Below are 14807 nucleotides of genomic sequence, written 5' to 3' on the forward strand. Positions count from 1 at the left end.
GTGGACGCATGATGACCCTTGTTCCCGCGGTATGTATGACGGGACTTGTTCAACCACCTTGGAGACCATCATGAGCTACCTAGACCGCGACACCTATGGCATTTACACCGACCTCGATAACGATCTCGACGTCAACAGCGGCCCCGGCCCCCGCCTGATGGGCGCTGACACGCTGATCGGCGAGGATGTCTACAATCGCCAGGAGGAAGACCTGGGCGATATCAAGGAAATCATGCTCGACATGCGCCAAGGCAAGGTCGCCTACGCGGTGCTGTCCTTCGGCGGCTGGCTGGGCATGGGCGACAAGCTGTTCGCCGTGCCTTGGGAAGCCCTGCAACTGGACACCATCAACAAGCGCTTCCTGCTGGACGTGTCGAAAGACCACCTGAAAAACGCGCCGGGCTTCGACAAGGATAACTGGCCGGACATGGCCAGCGCCGAGTTCAGCAACCAGCTGCACAATTTCTACGGCACCCAGCAAGGCGCCCCCGGCACCCGCACCGCCAGCGGCAGCGTGATGGGCACCGGCAGCTCCAGCCTGCAGAGCGATCCGGGCTACGGCAGCCAGACCGGCTCGGGCTATGGCAGCACCGGCTCGGGCAGCGGCAACCTGTAATTGTTGAGGGGACAGCACGATTGCATTCTGTCCAACACAATTCCCAGCGCCAAGGTATGCTTCGTAGCGTGCCTTGGCGTTTTGCATCTTTATACTCCATAGTGTAGTTATCCCAATTGTGTAAACGCACCAATATCGGGCATTCCCTCTGGCACACTTCTTGATAGAAGATAAAGGCACTCCACAGAGGAACGTTCGACATGGCAAAATTTTTCAACGAAATGACCGCTGACGGCCTGGCCCACGATGCCAGCGCCGAGGTACGTGAACACTATCGCGAGTTTTGCGGCTGGCTCCAGCGCCAGTCGGTCGAAACCATCGAGCGCAAGCGGGCCGAGGCCGATTTGACCTTCCGCCGCGTCGGCATCACCTTCGCCGTCTACGGCGATGACGCCGGCACCGAGCGGCTGATCCCCTTCGATACCATTCCCCGCATCATCCCCGCCGCCGAGTGGAAAAAGATGGAAGCCGGCCTGGTTCAGCGCGTCAAGGCGCTGAACATGTTCATTCACGATATCTATCACGACCAGAACATCATCAAGGCCGGCCTCATTCCCGCCGAGCAGATCTACAAGAACGCCCAGTACCGACCGGAGATGCAAGGTATCAACGTGGCCTCGGACATCTACGCCCACATCGCCGGGGTCGACATCGTGCGCGCCGGCGCCGGCGAGTTCTATGTGCTGGAGGACAATCTGCGCGTGCCCTCCGGCGTCTCTTATATGCTGGAAGACCGCAAGATGATGATGCGGCTGTTCCCGGAATTGTTCGCACGCAACAAAATCGCGCCGGTGGACCACTACCCCGACATGCTGCTCGACAACCTGCGCTCGGTCGCGCCGATGGGCATCAACGACCCGACGGTGGTGGTGATGACGCCGGGCATGTACAACTCGGCCTATTTCGAGCACGCCTTCCTGGCCCAGCAAATGGGCGTGGAGCTGGTCGAGGGGAAGGATTTGTTCGTCAGCGATAACACCGTGTTCATGCGCACGACGCGCGGACCGAAGCGCGTCGACGTGATTTACCGCCGCCTGGACGACGATTTCCTCGATCCGCTGGCGTTCCGTCCGGATTCCTCGCTCGGCGTGCCGGGCCTGCTGTCGGTGTACCGCGCCGGCCGCGTGACCCTGGCCAACGCCATCGGCACCGGCGTGGCGGACGACAAGTCGATCTATCCCTTCGTGCCGGACATGATCAAGTTCTACCTGTCCGAGGAGCCGGTGCTCAACAACGTGCCGACCTACCAGTGCCGCAAAAAGGAGGATCTGGACTATACGCTGGCCAATCTGGGCGAGCTGGTGGTCAAGGAGGTGCACGGCGCCGGCGGCTACGGCATGCTGGTCGGCCCGGCGTCGACCAAGGCGCAGATCGAGGACTTCCGCCAGCGCCTGCTGGCCAAGCCTGACGGCTATATCGCCCAGCCGACGCTGGCGTTGTCGGCCTGCCCCACCTATGTCGAGAACGGCATCGCGCCGCGCCACATCGACCTGCGTCCGTTCGTGCTGTCGGGTAAGACCATTTCGATGGTGCCAGGCGGCCTGACCCGGGTGGCATTGCAAGAAGGTTCGCTGGTGGTGAACTCGTCGCAAGGCGGTGGCACCAAGGACACCTGGATACTGGAACGCTAAGGAGACACTATGTTAAGCCGTACCGCAGATCACCTGTTCTGGATGGCGCGCTACACCGAGCGCGCCGAAAACACCGCCCGCATGCTCGACGTCAACGTGCAGACGTCGATGCTGCCGCAGTCCGACGAGGACAACGCCCATGGCTGGCGGGCCATGCTCGGCATTTCCGAGCTGCAAGCCGCCTACGACGCCAAGCACAAGACCCTGGAGGCGCGCGAGGTCATCGATTTCATGGTGCGCGATCCGGACAATTCCTCGTCGATCGTCGCCTGCCTGACCGAGGCGCGCGAGAACGCCCGCGCGGTGCGCGGCACGCTGACCACCGAGGTATGGGAGATCCAGAACCAGACCTGGCTCGACATGCAGAAGCGCCTCGACAGCGATCTGCTGGAGGACGATCCGAGCAAGTTCTTCGAATGGGTCAAGTTCCGCTCGCACCTGTCGCGCGGGGTGACCGTGGGCACCATGCTGCGCGACGAGGCCGTGCATTTCATCCGGCTCGGCACCTTCCTGGAGCGGGCCGACAACACGGCGCGCATCCTGGACGTCAAGTTCCACGGCGGCGGCGCCGAGGCCACCCGCAGCGAGGCGATGAGCCAGCACGATTTCTATTACTGGGGCGCGCTGCTGCGCTCGGTGTCGGGGTTCGAGATCTACCGCAAGGTGTACCGCGACGTGATCACGCCGGCCCGGATCGCCGAGCTGCTGATGCTGCGCGGGGACATGCCGCGCTCGCTGCTGGCGTGTATGGACGAGGTGGTGCAGAACCTGGCCGAGGTGCGCAACGATGTGTCGGCCGATACCGAGCGCCTGGCCGGCCGGCTGCGCGCCGCGCTGCAGTTCAGCAATATCGACGACATCCTCGAGGCCGGCCTGCACGAGACGCTGACGCGTTTCCTGGCCGACATCAATCAACTGGGCGACCGCGTCAGCCGCGATTTCCTGGTGCCGCTGGCGGCTTGAGCGAGAGGCTAGTCTATGCAGCTGAATATTCGGCATGAAACGCGCTACACCTACACCGCGAAGCTGGCCTACACCATCCAGCAATTGCACCTGACGCCGCGCAAGGAGCCGCAGCAGCACGTGTCGTCGTGGAATATCGCCATGCCCGGCCATGTGCACGCCTACACCGACGCGTACGGCAACCTGTCGCACATGATGACGATGGGCACGCCGCACCAGGGCCTGGCCATCGTCGCCACCGGCGTGATCCAGACCGACATCCCGCTCAAGGGACGGGTGCCGAACGGCGACACCTTGTCGCCGCTGATCTTCACGGTGCCGACGCGCTTGACCGAGGCCACGCCCGGCATCCTGGAACTGGCCGCCTCCTGCCTGCCGGACGGCCGGGCCCAGAGCGAGGACCTGCTCTCGCTTGCCGAGCACATCTTTGGTGCGGTCAGGTATCAAAGCGGTGCGACCGTCGTCACCACCACCGCCAGCGACGCGCTGGCGCTGGGCCAGGGCGTGTGCCAGGACCATGCCCACCTGTTCCTGGCCTGCTGCCATGCGCACGGCATCCCGGCGCGCTACGTGTCGGGCTACATCGATCCCGAGGACACCGGCCACGCGGCCAGCCACGCCTGGGTCGACGCCTGGGCCGAGGACAAGGACTACGTCGGCTGGATCAGCATCGACGTCACCCACTCGCGTCTGATGACCGACGCCTATTGCCGCCTGGCCATCGGCCGCGACTACGACTCGGCCGCGCCCGTGCGCGGCGTGCGCAGCGGCGGCGGCCAGGAATCGATGGTCGTCGACGTGCAAATTGTGGCGCGGTGAGTTCCTGGGTGTAAAATAGTCGTACTTTTAATCAACTATGTTGCGACGATGACTTATTGTGTGGGCATGCGCCTCGATGCCGGGCTGGTGTTTTTGTCGGACTCGCGCACCAACGCCGGCGTGGATCAGGTCGGCACGTTCCGCAAGATGAGCGTGTTCGAGGTGCCCGGCGACCGCATGATGGTCATGATGACCGCCGGGAACTTGTCGATTTCGCAATCGATCCGCCAACTGGTGTCCGACCAGGCGGCCGGCGACGGCCGCAGCCTGTGGGACGCGCCGAACATGTACGAGGCCGCCCGCATCCTCGGCGACGCCGTGCGCCGGGTGCACGAGCGCGACGCCAAGTCGTTGGCCGAATTCGGCATCGACTTCAACGTCAGCATTATCTTCGGCGGGCAGATCAAGGGCGAGCGCTGCCGCCTGTTCCAGATTTATTCGGCCGGCAATTTCATCGAGTCGCACGACGAGAACACCTACTTCCAGATCGGCGAGGCCAAGTACGGCAAGCCGATCATCGACCGCGTGGTGACCCCGGCCACCAGCCTGGACGATGCCGCCAAGTGCGCGCTCATCTCGATGGATTCGACCTTGCGCTCCAACGTCTCGGTCGGCCTGCCGCTCGATCTGCTGGTCTACGCGACCGACACGCTGGCGGTCACGCATTTCGTCACCATCGACGAGCGCAACCAGTATTTCCAGATGATCCGCAACACCTGGGGCGACCAGCTCAAACGCGTGTTCGAGGGCCTCGACAATCCGGTGTGGAACGCGGCGCCCGAGGCCACCAGCAACGTGCTGCACGCGACGAAGACGGGCGGCAAGCCGGTCCGCGTCGCCCCGCCGGCCGGCACCGCGCCCGTCGCACCGACCGCGCCGCTGCAGACACTGGCGCAGCAATTTAACAATAGTCAACAATAGGGTGTTGATCTGGCTTAAATTTGACCCGGTTAAGTTTTAGTAAGTTCAAACAATCTGTACGGCAACATCGCGCATCAGTGTATTATTAGTCAATTAGTGTCGTCTGGAGCGTTGCATGTCTGAAACCAGTCCGTCAGGACCCGAAGAGAACGTATTCTCGGTCGCCACGCTGCTTAAGTACATGGGCGACGACGACAAGGCGCTGGCGATCGTCTCCAAAATCGTCCGCGACGCGTGCGCGCCCGGCATGGCCCCCTTCGATCAGGCGGGCATGGCGATCCAGGAAGAGCGTCTGGTCGACGCCGGCAAGATCTTCCATAGCCTGCGCGGTTCCATCGGAACGCTGGGGGCCAAGCGCCTGGTGGCATCCTCCCTCAAGCTGGAACAAGCGCTGGCCGAACGCCAGACCCAGCACATCCCTCGCCTGTTCAGCGAGCTCGCATCCGAATATCATCTGGTACTGCGGCAGGCCGAGGATTGGCTGCTGCGTAACACTCCCCAGGACGGCAAAACGACCCGGGCATGACGCCCGGCGTTGTTCCGGACGCCGCCGTCCGGTCTTCCCGCGATCCGCACTAAATCCTCCTATATCGCTCAACAATCGTAACGAACGGTCATGTTGCAGCGCACACTGATAGGCTCGATTCGGGCGATTTTGGCCCGGTTAACGAATGGTTACAATTGTTACCCCGATTCGCCACTTGCAATCCGGAGCGCCAAAGCGTTCATGTTAATATCGCCACCATTCGAACGGCGTAGCGCAAAGTGTTGCTGCGCCGGACGTGCGACATGGATTTCGACGATATCGTAAGCTTTCGCACACGAATTTAGCGTCTGCGTATTATTGCGTAAGAGACAATTTGCCGAAATGCAAGTATAATGGTGCGTTGCGTCTTAAACGGCGATTACCAAGGGTAACTAAAATATGGATTTATTCAACAAGTCAGGTGTGCTGGTATCATCGGTTCTGGTTCTGGTCGGGGCGTTGATCGCCTGCCAGGCGCAGGAAGGTACCGTGCCCGCCTCGACCGTGATTGAAGCCGCCGCGATGCAAATCGGTCCCCAGGGCCAACCAGCGGCGGAGCGACGTTTGCAGGAGTGGGCGGACCAGGGTTCGGCGGTCGCCCAGCGCGAACTGGCACTGCGTTATTTGTCCAACCCGGCCAAGCGCAACGAGGCGATCGCCTTGTTCGAACGCGCGGCCAGCGCCGGCGACGCCCAGGCGGCCGTCGGCCTGGTCGGCATGGCGCACGAGGCCGGCGATGGCATGGGTGGCGCCGGCGCCGCCAACGCCGCGCGCACCGCCGGCCGCGTGATCAAGGAAGCGACCAGCGTCAACTACGCGCCACACTAAGGTCCACGAAGATTCCCTCTTCCGTATATCGAACCGCCACACCTCCCGGTGCGGCGGTTTTTTTTCGCCCTTGCGGAACGCGACATCTTTCTGGCGGTGCGGGAGGAATCGTTCTATTTCTACCCCGTGCACGCCTGCCAGATCATGAACGAGGGCTGGGCCTCGTACTGGCACGCGCGGTTGTTGCGCGAGGCCGATTTCCTGCCGCATGCGCTGTATCTGCAGGCGCTGAAGGCGCATTCCGATGTCGTGCGCCCCTATGCGGGCGAACAGCAACTGGCCCTTGCCGTCAATCCCTACCATCTCGGCTACGGCATGTGGGAGCGCATCATCGACCGGCATGGATTGGAGGCCGCGCGCCGCGTGTGCGCGGAGGAGGACGACTTCGGCTTCATCCGCAACCATCTGGATCACGCATTGGCCGACGAGTTTGATTTGTTCAGCTACCAGTCGCGCAAGGATGGCGAGACCCGGGTGCTGAGCCGCGATATCGACGACGTACGGGAAGCGATCCTGGGGCCGAAGTACAACTACGGCGCGCCGTGCATCGCGGTCGAGCGCGTGCATGACGATGGCGGTCTGGTGCTGCGCCACGACCACGCGCGCGACGGGCGGGGATTGGATCTGGATCAGGCCGAACAGGTGATGAACTACGTTTGCCGGGTGTGGGGGAAGCCGGTGACGCTGCACACAGTGGATTTTCGTGGCGTTGCCCGGACGTTGACGATCACCCAGCCGGTATCGTGAGACGGGAATTAATTCGCTCTCGTGTCCAGCTGCGCGATATACCAGCGCAGCGCCTGGTCGAGGCCGCGCCGCAGGTCATGTGTTGGCACATAACCCAGCAGGCTGGACGTTTTCGAAATATCCGCCTGCGAATGGCGCACATCGCCGGCGCGGAATTCGCCGTACGCAGGCTGATAGTCGCGCAAATGCGGATAGCGCTCGACGAGCAAGCCGTGCAGCATCAGATACAGCTCGTTCAAGCTGGTGCGCGCGTTGAGCGCGACGTTGTAGACCTGGTTGATGGCCGCCGGATTGTCGGTCAACGCCGCCAGCAGGTTGCGCACGGCGTCATCGACCGAGGCGCCGTAGCCGTGGCGCACCTGCGCCAGGCCGGTGATGCCCGGCTTGATGCCGTGCCGCACGTTGTAATAGGCGATCTCCTGGCACAACTGCTCGACGAAGTAGGCGCGTTCCGGGCGGGGGCCGACAAAACTCATCTCGCCCTTGAATACATTGAGCATCTGCGGCAACTCGTCGATGCGCAGCTTGCGTATCCAGCGTCCGACCGCCGTCACGCGCGGATCGTCCTGCGAAGCCCATTTCGGTTTCCCGTCCAACTCCGCGTCGACCCGCATGCTGCGGAACTTCAACACCTTGAACGGCCGGTTGTCGCGGCCGACCCGCTCCTGCAGGTAGAACACCGGGCCCCCATCCTCGAGTTTGATCGCCAGCGCCGTCAGCAGCATCACCGGCAGCGACGCCAGGCAGATCGCGCCGCTGGCCAGCAGGTCGAAGGCGCGCTTGACCGCCGCCCGCAGCGGGCTCTGGTCGAAGCCGCCGCCGAAGATCAAGTAACTCGGCTGCAGCGTATCGACCCGGATCTGGCACGCCTCGCGCTCGAAGAAACTGGCGGCGTCGGTCACGCGCACGCCGCCCAGCGCGCATTCGAGCAGCTGGCGCACCGGGAACGCGCCGTTGCGGCGGTCGCCCACCGAAACGATGATCTCGTCGGCGGCATGGCGCCGCGCCAGCGCCAGCAACGACAGCTCCGGCGGCAGCAGCATCGTCGGCGGCACGCAGCGCGGCTCGCCCTCGACCGGCACGCAGCCGACCACGCGGAACTGGTGAAAGCCGATGCCGGTGGTCGCCAGGTCCATGCATTCGCGCGCGGTGGCGCCGTCGCCGATGATGATCAGGCGCTTCTCCAGCATGCTGGATTGCGCGGACGTGAACACCAGCAGCCGCGCCAGCAGCACCGCCGCGCCGCCGACCACGAACACCGCGCTGCCGAGCCGCACGAACTGGGTGCCCGGGAGCAGCTCCGCCAGCAGGCTGAACAGCACAAAACCCAGCACGAACGACGGTAGGATGCGCACGAAAGTGCTTTTGATGTCCTCGCGCGACTGGTTGTGCTGGTACATGCCCAGGGTGCCCATGCTGAATACCAGCACCAGCGCGAACGCCAGCGCCGGCGGATACAGGCTGTCCGGGCCGGGGCCGCCCTGCCGCCACAACGGCGCGCTGGCCACGGCGGCGGTTAACAAGATCAGCAGCTCCAGCATCAGCAGCATGAAGGCCATCTTTGACACGTAATGATGAAATATCCTGATCACAATAAGCTCCCTGCCGCTCTGACCGGCGGAGCTTTCATGATGGAGACAACCGCGTCCGCTCGCCTTGAGCGCCCACAACCGCAAAACAGCGCTAGCGCAAACCGGGCTCGAAAACGGCGTACAAACCGGGCAAAAAACGGGGAATATGACGAAGGTGTGACAAATAGTCTATAGTCATGGTTCCTTACAGCATTTCACATGTGATCATGAAATTTGATGTTGCAATCGTCGGCAGCGGATTGGCCGGCCTCTCGGTCGCCCTGCACCTGGCCGAAACGCGCACAGTCGCGATTATCTCCAAACGCGCGCTCAAAGATGGCGCCAGCAACTGGGCGCAAGGCGGCATCGCCGCCGTGCTCGATTCCGGCGACAGCCACACCCAGCACATCGACGACACCCTGATCGCCGGCGGCGGCCTGTGCGACGAGAGCGCCACGCGCTACATCGTCGAGCACGGCCGCGAGGCGATCGAATGGCTGATCGCGCAAGGCGTGCCGTTCACGCGTGACTCGTCGGCCGAACTGGGCTTCCACCTGACCCGCGAAGGCGGCCACAGCCAGCGGCGCATCATCCACGCGGCCGACGCCACCGGCCACGCCGTGCAGGTCACCTTGGAGGAAAAAGTCCGCGCCCATCCGAACATCACCTTGTTCGAACACCACTGCGCGATCGACCTGATCACCTCCGACAAGCTGCATCCGGTCAAGAAGGGCCATTCCCAGCCGAAATGCTACGGTTTGTACGTGCAGGACGAGAAAACCGGCCAGGTGCTGACCTTCGCCGCCGAGCACACCGTCATGGCCACCGGCGGCGCCGGCAAGGTCTACCTGTACACCACCAATCCGGACACCGCCAGCGGCGACGGCATCGCCATGGCCTGGCGCGCCGGCTGCCGCATCTCGAACATGGAGTTCATCCAGTTCCACCCGACCTGCCTGTACCACCCGTACGCCAAATCGTTCCTGATCACCGAGGCGATCCGTGGCGAGGGCGGCCTGCTCAAGCTGCCGCCGGAGGCGGGTGCCGCCGCCGGCACGCGCTTCATGCTGGCCCACGACGAGCGCGCCGAGCTGGCGCCGCGCGACGTGGTGGCCCGGGCGATCGACTTCGAGATCAAGAAGCGCGGCCTCGACTACGTGCATCTGGACATCAGCCACAAGCCGGCCGAATTCCTGATCGAGCACTTCCCGACGATCTACGCGCGCTGCCTGGAGCTGGGCATCGACATCACCAAGCAGCCGATCCCGATCGTGCCGGCCGCGCACTACACCTGCGGCGGCGTGGTCACCGACCTGTTCGGCCGCACCGACCTGCCCGGCCTGTACGCCGTGGGCGAGACCGCCTGCACCGGCCTGCACGGCGCCAACCGCCTGGCCAGCAACTCGCTGCTCGAATGCGTGGTCATCGGCAGCGCCTGCGCGCGCGACATCGCCTCCAAGGAAAAGGGCGAAGTGCCCTACCTGCCCGATTGGGACGAAAGCCGCGTCACCGACGCCGACGAGGAAGTGGTGATTTCCCACAACTGGGACGAGCTGCGCCGCTTCATGTGGAATTACGTCGGCATCGTGCGCACCACCAAGCGCCTGGAGCGCGCGCAACACCGCATCGCGCTGCTGAAGGAGGAAATCGACGAGTACTACCGCAACTTCCGCATCACGCACGACCTGCTGGAGCTACGCAACCTGGTCGACGTGGCCAGCCTGATCGTCAACAGCGCGCTGCAGCGGCGCGAAAGCCGGGGCCTGCACTTCAGCCGCGACTATCCGGAAACGTTGCCGAAGGCTTTGCCGAGCATCCTGATGCCGCCGCGCCGTAATTAAGGAGGCGGTATGACGATCACCGTACGCGCCGCCGCGCCCGCCGACATTCCCGCCATGGAAGCGCTGATCAAGCGCTCCGGCATCGAACTGAGCGAAGGTTTTTACACCGCCGAACAGGCGCGGGCGGTGACGCAACACGTGTTCGGCGTCGACACCCAACTGGTGGCCGACCAGACGTATTTCCTGATCGAGCAGCAAGGCAAACTGGTGGCGTGTGGCGGCTGGAGCAAGCGCAGCACGCTGTTCGGCGCCGACCGTACCAAAACAGGGATCGACGCACTGCTCGACCCGGCCACCGAACCGGCCCGCATCCGCGCCTTCTTCGTCGAGCCGTCCGCCGCCCGCCAGGGATTGGGCCGGCTGCTGCTGCAACACTGCACCGACGCCGCCGCCGACGCCGGCTTCCACACGCTGGAACTGGCGGCCACCATGCCCGGCGTCCCGCTGTATCTGGCGTGCGGCTTCAGCGAGATCGAAAACTTCGAGATCACCCTGCCCGGTCCGGTGCAAGTGCCGTTGACCCGCATGCGCATGGCCATCACGGCACGCTGACCAGGTGCCGCTTGGCCATGCGCCGCAATTCGCCGCCGCTTTTCAATTCCAACAGCAACTGGTCGCAGGCGCCGGCCAGCTCCTCGCCGATCGCCGTTTTGGGAAAGGCGAAATAGCCGTTTTGCGTATCGATCAACGGCGCCACCGGCAGCAGCTTGTCGGTCAAGCCCATGCGCTGTATCACCGGATCGGTGTCGCGCCGGTTGCTGGCGAACATATCCACATGGCCGTAGATCAGCATCATTAAGCCGTTCTCGACATTATTGGCGACACTGATGCTCAAGCCGGCCGAGGCGGCGGTGAAGGCGGCGCCGTAGGTCCAGCCGTTGAGCGTCACGATGCGCTTGCCCCTGAGCGCCGCATAATCGCCGCCCCAAAACACCATGCCCTTGGCACGCGAATAGAACGCCACCTGGTCCTGGAAAAACGGCTGTTCGCCGAAGCGCATGATTTGTTCGCGCTCGGCCGATTTGTAAGGCCCGACCAGCACATCGGCCAGGCCCATGCCGACGCGCTGCTGCGCGCGGCGCCACGGATACAGTTCAAACTGCGCAGCGCACTCCCGGCGCCGGGCCAGCAAGCGCGCCACGTCCACACCCAGGCCGGAAAATTCGCCATCGGACTGGCGCTCGTAGACGCCTTCAAAACGCGTGCCGACCACCCGCAGCGGCGGCTTCCCGGCGCCCAAAGCAAAATGCGGCAAAGCGCCGAGCGCGATGCCGCATGTGCCGACCAGCAGACGCCGTCGAACGAGGAACGCAATTTGATCTTCGTGAAACGCCGCGGTCACGCGCAAGCAGCCTCCCCGCCGGAGCATCCGGCCCAACATACCGTGCAACAGGGGAATACTAGCAGGTCCGCCGCGGCGTCGCCGCCGCTTAGACCTTGGCGGATTTCTTGCGGCGGGCCACCCAACCCATCATGCCCAGGCCGGCCAGCATCATGGCATAGGTTTCCGGCTCGGGTACTGGTGGAACATAGGAACCGAAACCGTCGATGTAGGCGTAGCCGGTGTGGCCGGTAGGCTCGCAATCGGCGGCCAGCAGCGACAACGTGAAGTCGTGGCCGGACAGGGACTGGTCGATGCTCAGGCGCTCGAGCTGCCAGCCCGGCGTATAGAAGTAGTCGCCTTCGGTGCGGAAACGCGAATCGACGCCGCCGCCGCCGTCGCCGGCATTGTAGGTACGGCTCAGGACCAGCAGGCCGGTGGTGTTGTCGATCAGCGTCAGCATCATCACGGCCGATTCGTCCTCGACGTGGCCGCCGTTTTCCAGCACGGCCTTCCAGCCGAAGTAGATGTCGCTGTCGGTGTAGTTCTTGACCTGCTGGCTGATGACGGTGCCGTAGCCGCCGCTGAACGTGTTTTCAGCGCGGTACGAGTAATTGCCGTCGAGGACGGTGGAACCGAGCAAAGCGCCCAGGTTGTCGTCGACATAGTTCTTGTCGATGATCGCGCCACGCTCGCCGTTGTCCGAATTGAGCGCGCCACCCGGGAGGAAATCGCCCGGCGTGATCGCCGAGTTCGAGCTGCCGCCGCGATAGCCGCCGCCGGTGGTCCAACCGGCCGTGGTGCCCGCTTCGAAGCCGCCGTTGGCGAAGGTATCCGCCTGCGCCAGACCGGTCAAGCCCACCAACGCCATCATCCCCACAACCTGTTTCAGTTTCATTTGATTAACTCCCTCGTTGATAGTGGTAAAAAAACAAGGGAGATTATATTATCTTTAAGTCATCTTTAACAATTGTATTATTTGCATATTTTTTAAATAATTTAGTTGACAATTCGCAAAGAATAGTCTGTGGCGCGTATGTCTTTTGTCAAGCTTCCGATCGAAATCCGGTTCACGCCGGTCTCGGCGATGGCCCGCACGGTATCGAAGTTGATGCCGCCCGACGCCTCCAGCAATGCGCGGCCGGCATTGATCTTGACCGCCTCGCGCATCATGTCGTTGCTGAAGTTGTCCAGCAGGATGGACACCGCCCCCGCCGCCAGCGCCTCGGCCAGCTCATCCAGGTTCTCGACCTCGACCTGGATCGACACCCCCCCGGGTTTATCCTGCGCGAGCCGCTTGGCCGCCAGCACCGCGTTGGTGATGCCGCCGGCCGCCGCGATATGGTTTTCCTTGATCAGGATGCCGTCGTACAGCGCCAGTCGCTGGTTCTGCCCGCCACCCACGCGCACCGCGTACTTCTGCGCCAGGCGCAGGCCCGGCAAGGTCTTGCGCGTGTCGAGGATGGCCGCGCTGGTGCCGGCGATGACGTCGACGTATTTGCGGGTGGCGGTCGCCACGCCGGACAGCAGTTGCAGGAAGTTCAGCGCCGCCCGTTCCGCCGTCAGCAGCGCGCGCGCCGGCCCCTGGATCACGCAGACCACGCTGTCGGCCTTCATCATGTCGCCCTCGGCGTATTGCCAGTCGATCTCGATGCCGGCCTGCATGCAATTCATCACGCCCTCGAACCACGGCGCGCCGCACAGAACGGCGTCCTCGCGCACGATCACGCGCGCGGTGGAGCGGCCGCCTTCCGGCACCAGCAGGCCGGTCAGGTCGCCGCTGCCGACGTCTTCCAGCAAGGCCGACAGCAGATTGGCCTCGAAGGCCGATTTCAGCGCGTCATCGAAGGGCGCGAATTTATTCGACAAGGTACTCATCATGCGGGACCAATTCCTGAAAACAGTTGTGCTTCTTTCGCCAGGTCGGCGCCGGGCTGCACCCGGGCCTTCTTGGCCGCCGCGAAATCGAGCATGCGGTTGATCGACACCACCGCCCGGCGGCCGATCTCCGGATCGACATGGATCTCGTTGGCCGTGTTCGACTCCATGTTCTCCAGCACGTCGGCCAGGTTCTGCAAGCCGTTCATCGCCATCCACGGGCAATGGGCGCAGCTCTTGCAGGTGGCGCTATTGCCGGCGGTCGGCGCCTCGATGAAGCGTTTGCCGGGCGCGGCCGCGCGCATCTTGTGCAGGATGCCGTTGTCGGTGGCGACGATGAAGGTATCGGCGTCCGACTCCACGGCGGCGTTGATGATCTGTGTCGTCGACCCGACCACGTCGGCCAGCGCCACCACGTTGGCGGGCGACTCGGGGTGCACCAGTACTTTGGCGTCCGGATACTGCGCCTTCAACAGATCGAGCTCGACGCCCTTGAACTCGTCGTGCACCAGGCAGGAACCCTGCCACAGCAGCATGTCGGCGCCGGTTTGCTTCTGGATGTAGGAACCCAGATGGCGGTCCGGCGCCCACAGGATTTTCTTGCCCTGCGCGTGCAGATGGGCCACGATGTCGAGGCCGATCGACGAGGTCACCATCCAGTCGGCGCGCGCCTTGACGGCCGCGCTGGTGTTGGCGTACACCACCACCGTGCGGTCCGGATGGGCGTCGCAGAAGGCGGTGAACTCGTCGACCGGGCAACCCAGGTCGAGCGAACAGGTCGCGTCCAGGTCCGGCATCAGGATGCGCTTTTCCGGGCTGAGGATCTTGGCGGTCTCGCCCATGAAGCGCACGCCGGCAACGACCAGGGTCTTGGCCGGATGGTCGCGCCCGAAGCGCGCCATCTCCAGCGAATCGGAGACGCAGCCGCCGGTCTCCTCGGCCAGGTCCTGCAGGTCGGCGTCGACGTAGTAGTGGGAGACGAGCACCGCCTCCTTTTCCTTCAGCAATTGCTTGATGCGGGCCTTGAGCGCGGTGCGCTGTTCGGCCGTCGGTGTCGCTGGCGTGCGCGCCCAGGCGTGGGCGGTGCAGCTGGCTCCGTCTTGAGGATGATCGTACTCGACGGATTTGATCTCTATGGTTTGCAT

15 protein-coding genes are annotated in these 14807 nt (G+C 63.7%); 10 read left to right on the plus strand and 5 right to left on the minus strand.

All coding sequences use genetic code 11. The features are described 5' to 3' along the window. Positions 1 to 70 precede the first annotated feature (70 nt). The 8 genes from MRBLMU1_RS01045 to MRBLMU1_RS01080 all read left to right on the plus strand — a co-directional run bounded on the left by MRBLMU1_RS01045 (position 71) and on the right by MRBLMU1_RS01080 (position 7051). A complete protein-coding gene (locus tag MRBLMU1_RS01045) occupies positions 71 to 616 on the plus strand; it encodes a PRC-barrel domain-containing protein (protein WP_363495702.1) in 546 nt (181 codons plus the stop codon). A gap of 200 nt (positions 617 to 816) precedes the next feature. After that, positions 817 to 2247, plus strand: coding sequence for a circularly permuted type 2 ATP-grasp protein (locus MRBLMU1_RS01050; protein WP_363495705.1), 1431 nt, complete (start codon positions 817 to 819; stop codon positions 2245 to 2247). Positions 2248 to 2256: 9 nt separating this feature from the next. Beyond that, positions 2257 to 3210 carry an alpha-E domain-containing protein gene (locus MRBLMU1_RS01055; RefSeq protein WP_363495708.1) on the plus strand — a complete coding sequence of 318 codons (954 nt, stop codon included), beginning with the start codon at positions 2257 to 2259 and terminating at the stop codon, positions 3208 to 3210. A 15-nt stretch (positions 3211 to 3225) separates the two neighbouring features. After that, positions 3226 to 4029 carry a transglutaminase family protein gene (locus tag MRBLMU1_RS01060; protein ID WP_363495711.1) on the plus strand — a complete coding sequence of 268 codons (804 nt, stop codon included), beginning with the start codon at positions 3226 to 3228 and terminating at the stop codon, positions 4027 to 4029. A 48-nt stretch (positions 4030 to 4077) separates the two neighbouring features. Continuing rightward, positions 4078 to 4950, plus strand: a complete 873-nt coding sequence (locus MRBLMU1_RS01065) for a proteasome-type protease (protein WP_363495714.1) — start codon at positions 4078 to 4080, stop codon at positions 4948 to 4950. Positions 4951 to 5065: 115 nt separating this feature from the next. Continuing rightward, positions 5066 to 5476: an Hpt domain-containing protein gene (locus MRBLMU1_RS01070; RefSeq protein ID WP_363495717.1), complete on the plus strand. Its 411-nt coding sequence runs from the start codon at positions 5066 to 5068 to the stop codon at positions 5474 to 5476. Positions 5477 to 5899: 423 nt separating this feature from the next. Continuing rightward, positions 5900 to 6304 carry a hypothetical protein gene (locus MRBLMU1_RS01075; RefSeq protein WP_363495720.1) on the plus strand — a complete coding sequence of 135 codons (405 nt, stop codon included), beginning with the start codon at positions 5900 to 5902 and terminating at the stop codon, positions 6302 to 6304. Positions 6305 to 6352: 48 nt separating this feature from the next. Then, entirely contained in the window at positions 6353 to 7051 is a 699-nt protein-coding gene (locus tag MRBLMU1_RS01080; RefSeq protein ID WP_363495723.1) for a SpoVR family protein, read from the plus strand. An 8-nt stretch (positions 7052 to 7059) separates the two neighbouring features. Here the strand turns inward: MRBLMU1_RS01080 and MRBLMU1_RS01085 are convergent, their stop codons facing one another. Further along, positions 7060 to 8610, minus strand: coding sequence for a TIGR03013 family XrtA/PEP-CTERM system glycosyltransferase (locus MRBLMU1_RS01085; RefSeq protein WP_363496431.1), 1551 nt, complete (start codon positions 8608 to 8610; stop codon positions 7060 to 7062). 239 nt (positions 8611 to 8849) lie between these two features. On the opposite strand from MRBLMU1_RS01085, the gene nadB reads away from it, so the two are divergent. Continuing rightward, positions 8850 to 10463 (plus strand): L-aspartate oxidase, encoded by a 1614-nt coding sequence (gene nadB, locus MRBLMU1_RS01090; RefSeq protein WP_363495726.1) that lies wholly within the window; start codon positions 8850 to 8852, stop codon positions 10461 to 10463. A gap of 9 nt (positions 10464 to 10472) precedes the next feature. Beyond that, complete coding sequence (locus MRBLMU1_RS01095; protein WP_363495729.1) at positions 10473 to 11015, plus strand: GNAT family N-acetyltransferase; 543 nt, start codon at positions 10473 to 10475, stop codon at positions 11013 to 11015. Here the strand turns inward: MRBLMU1_RS01095 and MRBLMU1_RS01100 are convergent. The 4 genes from MRBLMU1_RS01100 to nadA all read right to left on the minus strand — a co-directional run bounded on the left by MRBLMU1_RS01100 (position 11002) and on the right by nadA (position 14807). Next, on the minus strand, positions 11002 to 11703 hold the full coding sequence (locus MRBLMU1_RS01100; protein ID WP_363495732.1) for a substrate-binding periplasmic protein: 702 nt from the start codon (positions 11701 to 11703) through the stop codon (positions 11002 to 11004). The two genes, MRBLMU1_RS01095 and MRBLMU1_RS01100, sit on opposite strands and share 14 nt — an antisense overlap. Positions 11704 to 11893: 190 nt before the next feature. After that, positions 11894 to 12682, minus strand: a complete 789-nt coding sequence (locus tag MRBLMU1_RS01105) for a PEP-CTERM sorting domain-containing protein (protein ID WP_363495735.1) — start codon at positions 12680 to 12682, stop codon at positions 11894 to 11896. A gap of 101 nt (positions 12683 to 12783) precedes the next feature. Continuing rightward, positions 12784 to 13662: a carboxylating nicotinate-nucleotide diphosphorylase gene (gene nadC / locus MRBLMU1_RS01110; protein WP_363496434.1), complete on the minus strand. Its 879-nt coding sequence runs from the start codon at positions 13660 to 13662 to the stop codon at positions 12784 to 12786. Continuing rightward, on the minus strand, positions 13662 to 14807 hold the full coding sequence (gene nadA / locus MRBLMU1_RS01115) for a quinolinate synthase NadA (RefSeq protein WP_363495738.1): 1146 nt from the start codon (positions 14805 to 14807) through the stop codon (positions 13662 to 13664). The genes nadC and nadA overlap by 1 nt, the downstream gene beginning before the upstream one ends.

The organism is Burkholderia sp. LMU1-1-1.1 (genome assembly GCF_040675865.1).
Taxonomy (GTDB): domain Bacteria; phylum Pseudomonadota; class Gammaproteobacteria; order Burkholderiales; family Burkholderiaceae_D; genus Rugamonas.

Coding starts and splice junctions, on each gene's coding strand:
- MRBLMU1_RS01045 (WP_363495702.1), top strand. CDS start 71: ATGAGCTACCTAGACCGCGACACCTATGGCATTTACACCGACCTCGAT.
- MRBLMU1_RS01050 (WP_363495705.1), top strand. CDS start 817: ATGGCAAAATTTTTCAACGAAATGACCGCTGACGGCCTGGCCCACGAT.
- MRBLMU1_RS01055 (WP_363495708.1), top strand. CDS start 2,257: ATGTTAAGCCGTACCGCAGATCACCTGTTCTGGATGGCGCGCTACACC.
- MRBLMU1_RS01060 (WP_363495711.1), top strand. CDS start 3,226: ATGCAGCTGAATATTCGGCATGAAACGCGCTACACCTACACCGCGAAG.
- MRBLMU1_RS01065 (WP_363495714.1), top strand. CDS start 4,078: ATGACTTATTGTGTGGGCATGCGCCTCGATGCCGGGCTGGTGTTTTTG.
- MRBLMU1_RS01070 (WP_363495717.1), top strand. CDS start 5,066: ATGTCTGAAACCAGTCCGTCAGGACCCGAAGAGAACGTATTCTCGGTC.
- MRBLMU1_RS01085 (WP_363496431.1), bottom strand. CDS start 8,610: ATGGCCTTCATGCTGCTGATGCTGGAGCTGCTGATCTTGTTAACCGCC.
- nadB (WP_363495726.1), top strand. CDS start 8,850: ATGAAATTTGATGTTGCAATCGTCGGCAGCGGATTGGCCGGCCTCTCG.
- MRBLMU1_RS01095 (WP_363495729.1), top strand. CDS start 10,473: ATGACGATCACCGTACGCGCCGCCGCGCCCGCCGACATTCCCGCCATG.
- MRBLMU1_RS01105 (WP_363495735.1), bottom strand. CDS start 12,682: ATGAAACTGAAACAGGTTGTGGGGATGATGGCGTTGGTGGGCTTGACC.
- nadC (WP_363496434.1), bottom strand. CDS start 13,662: ATGAGTACCTTGTCGAATAAATTCGCGCCCTTCGATGACGCGCTGAAA.
- nadA (WP_363495738.1), bottom strand. CDS start 14,807: ATGCAAACCATAGAGATCAAATCCGTCGAGTACGATCATCCTCAAGAC.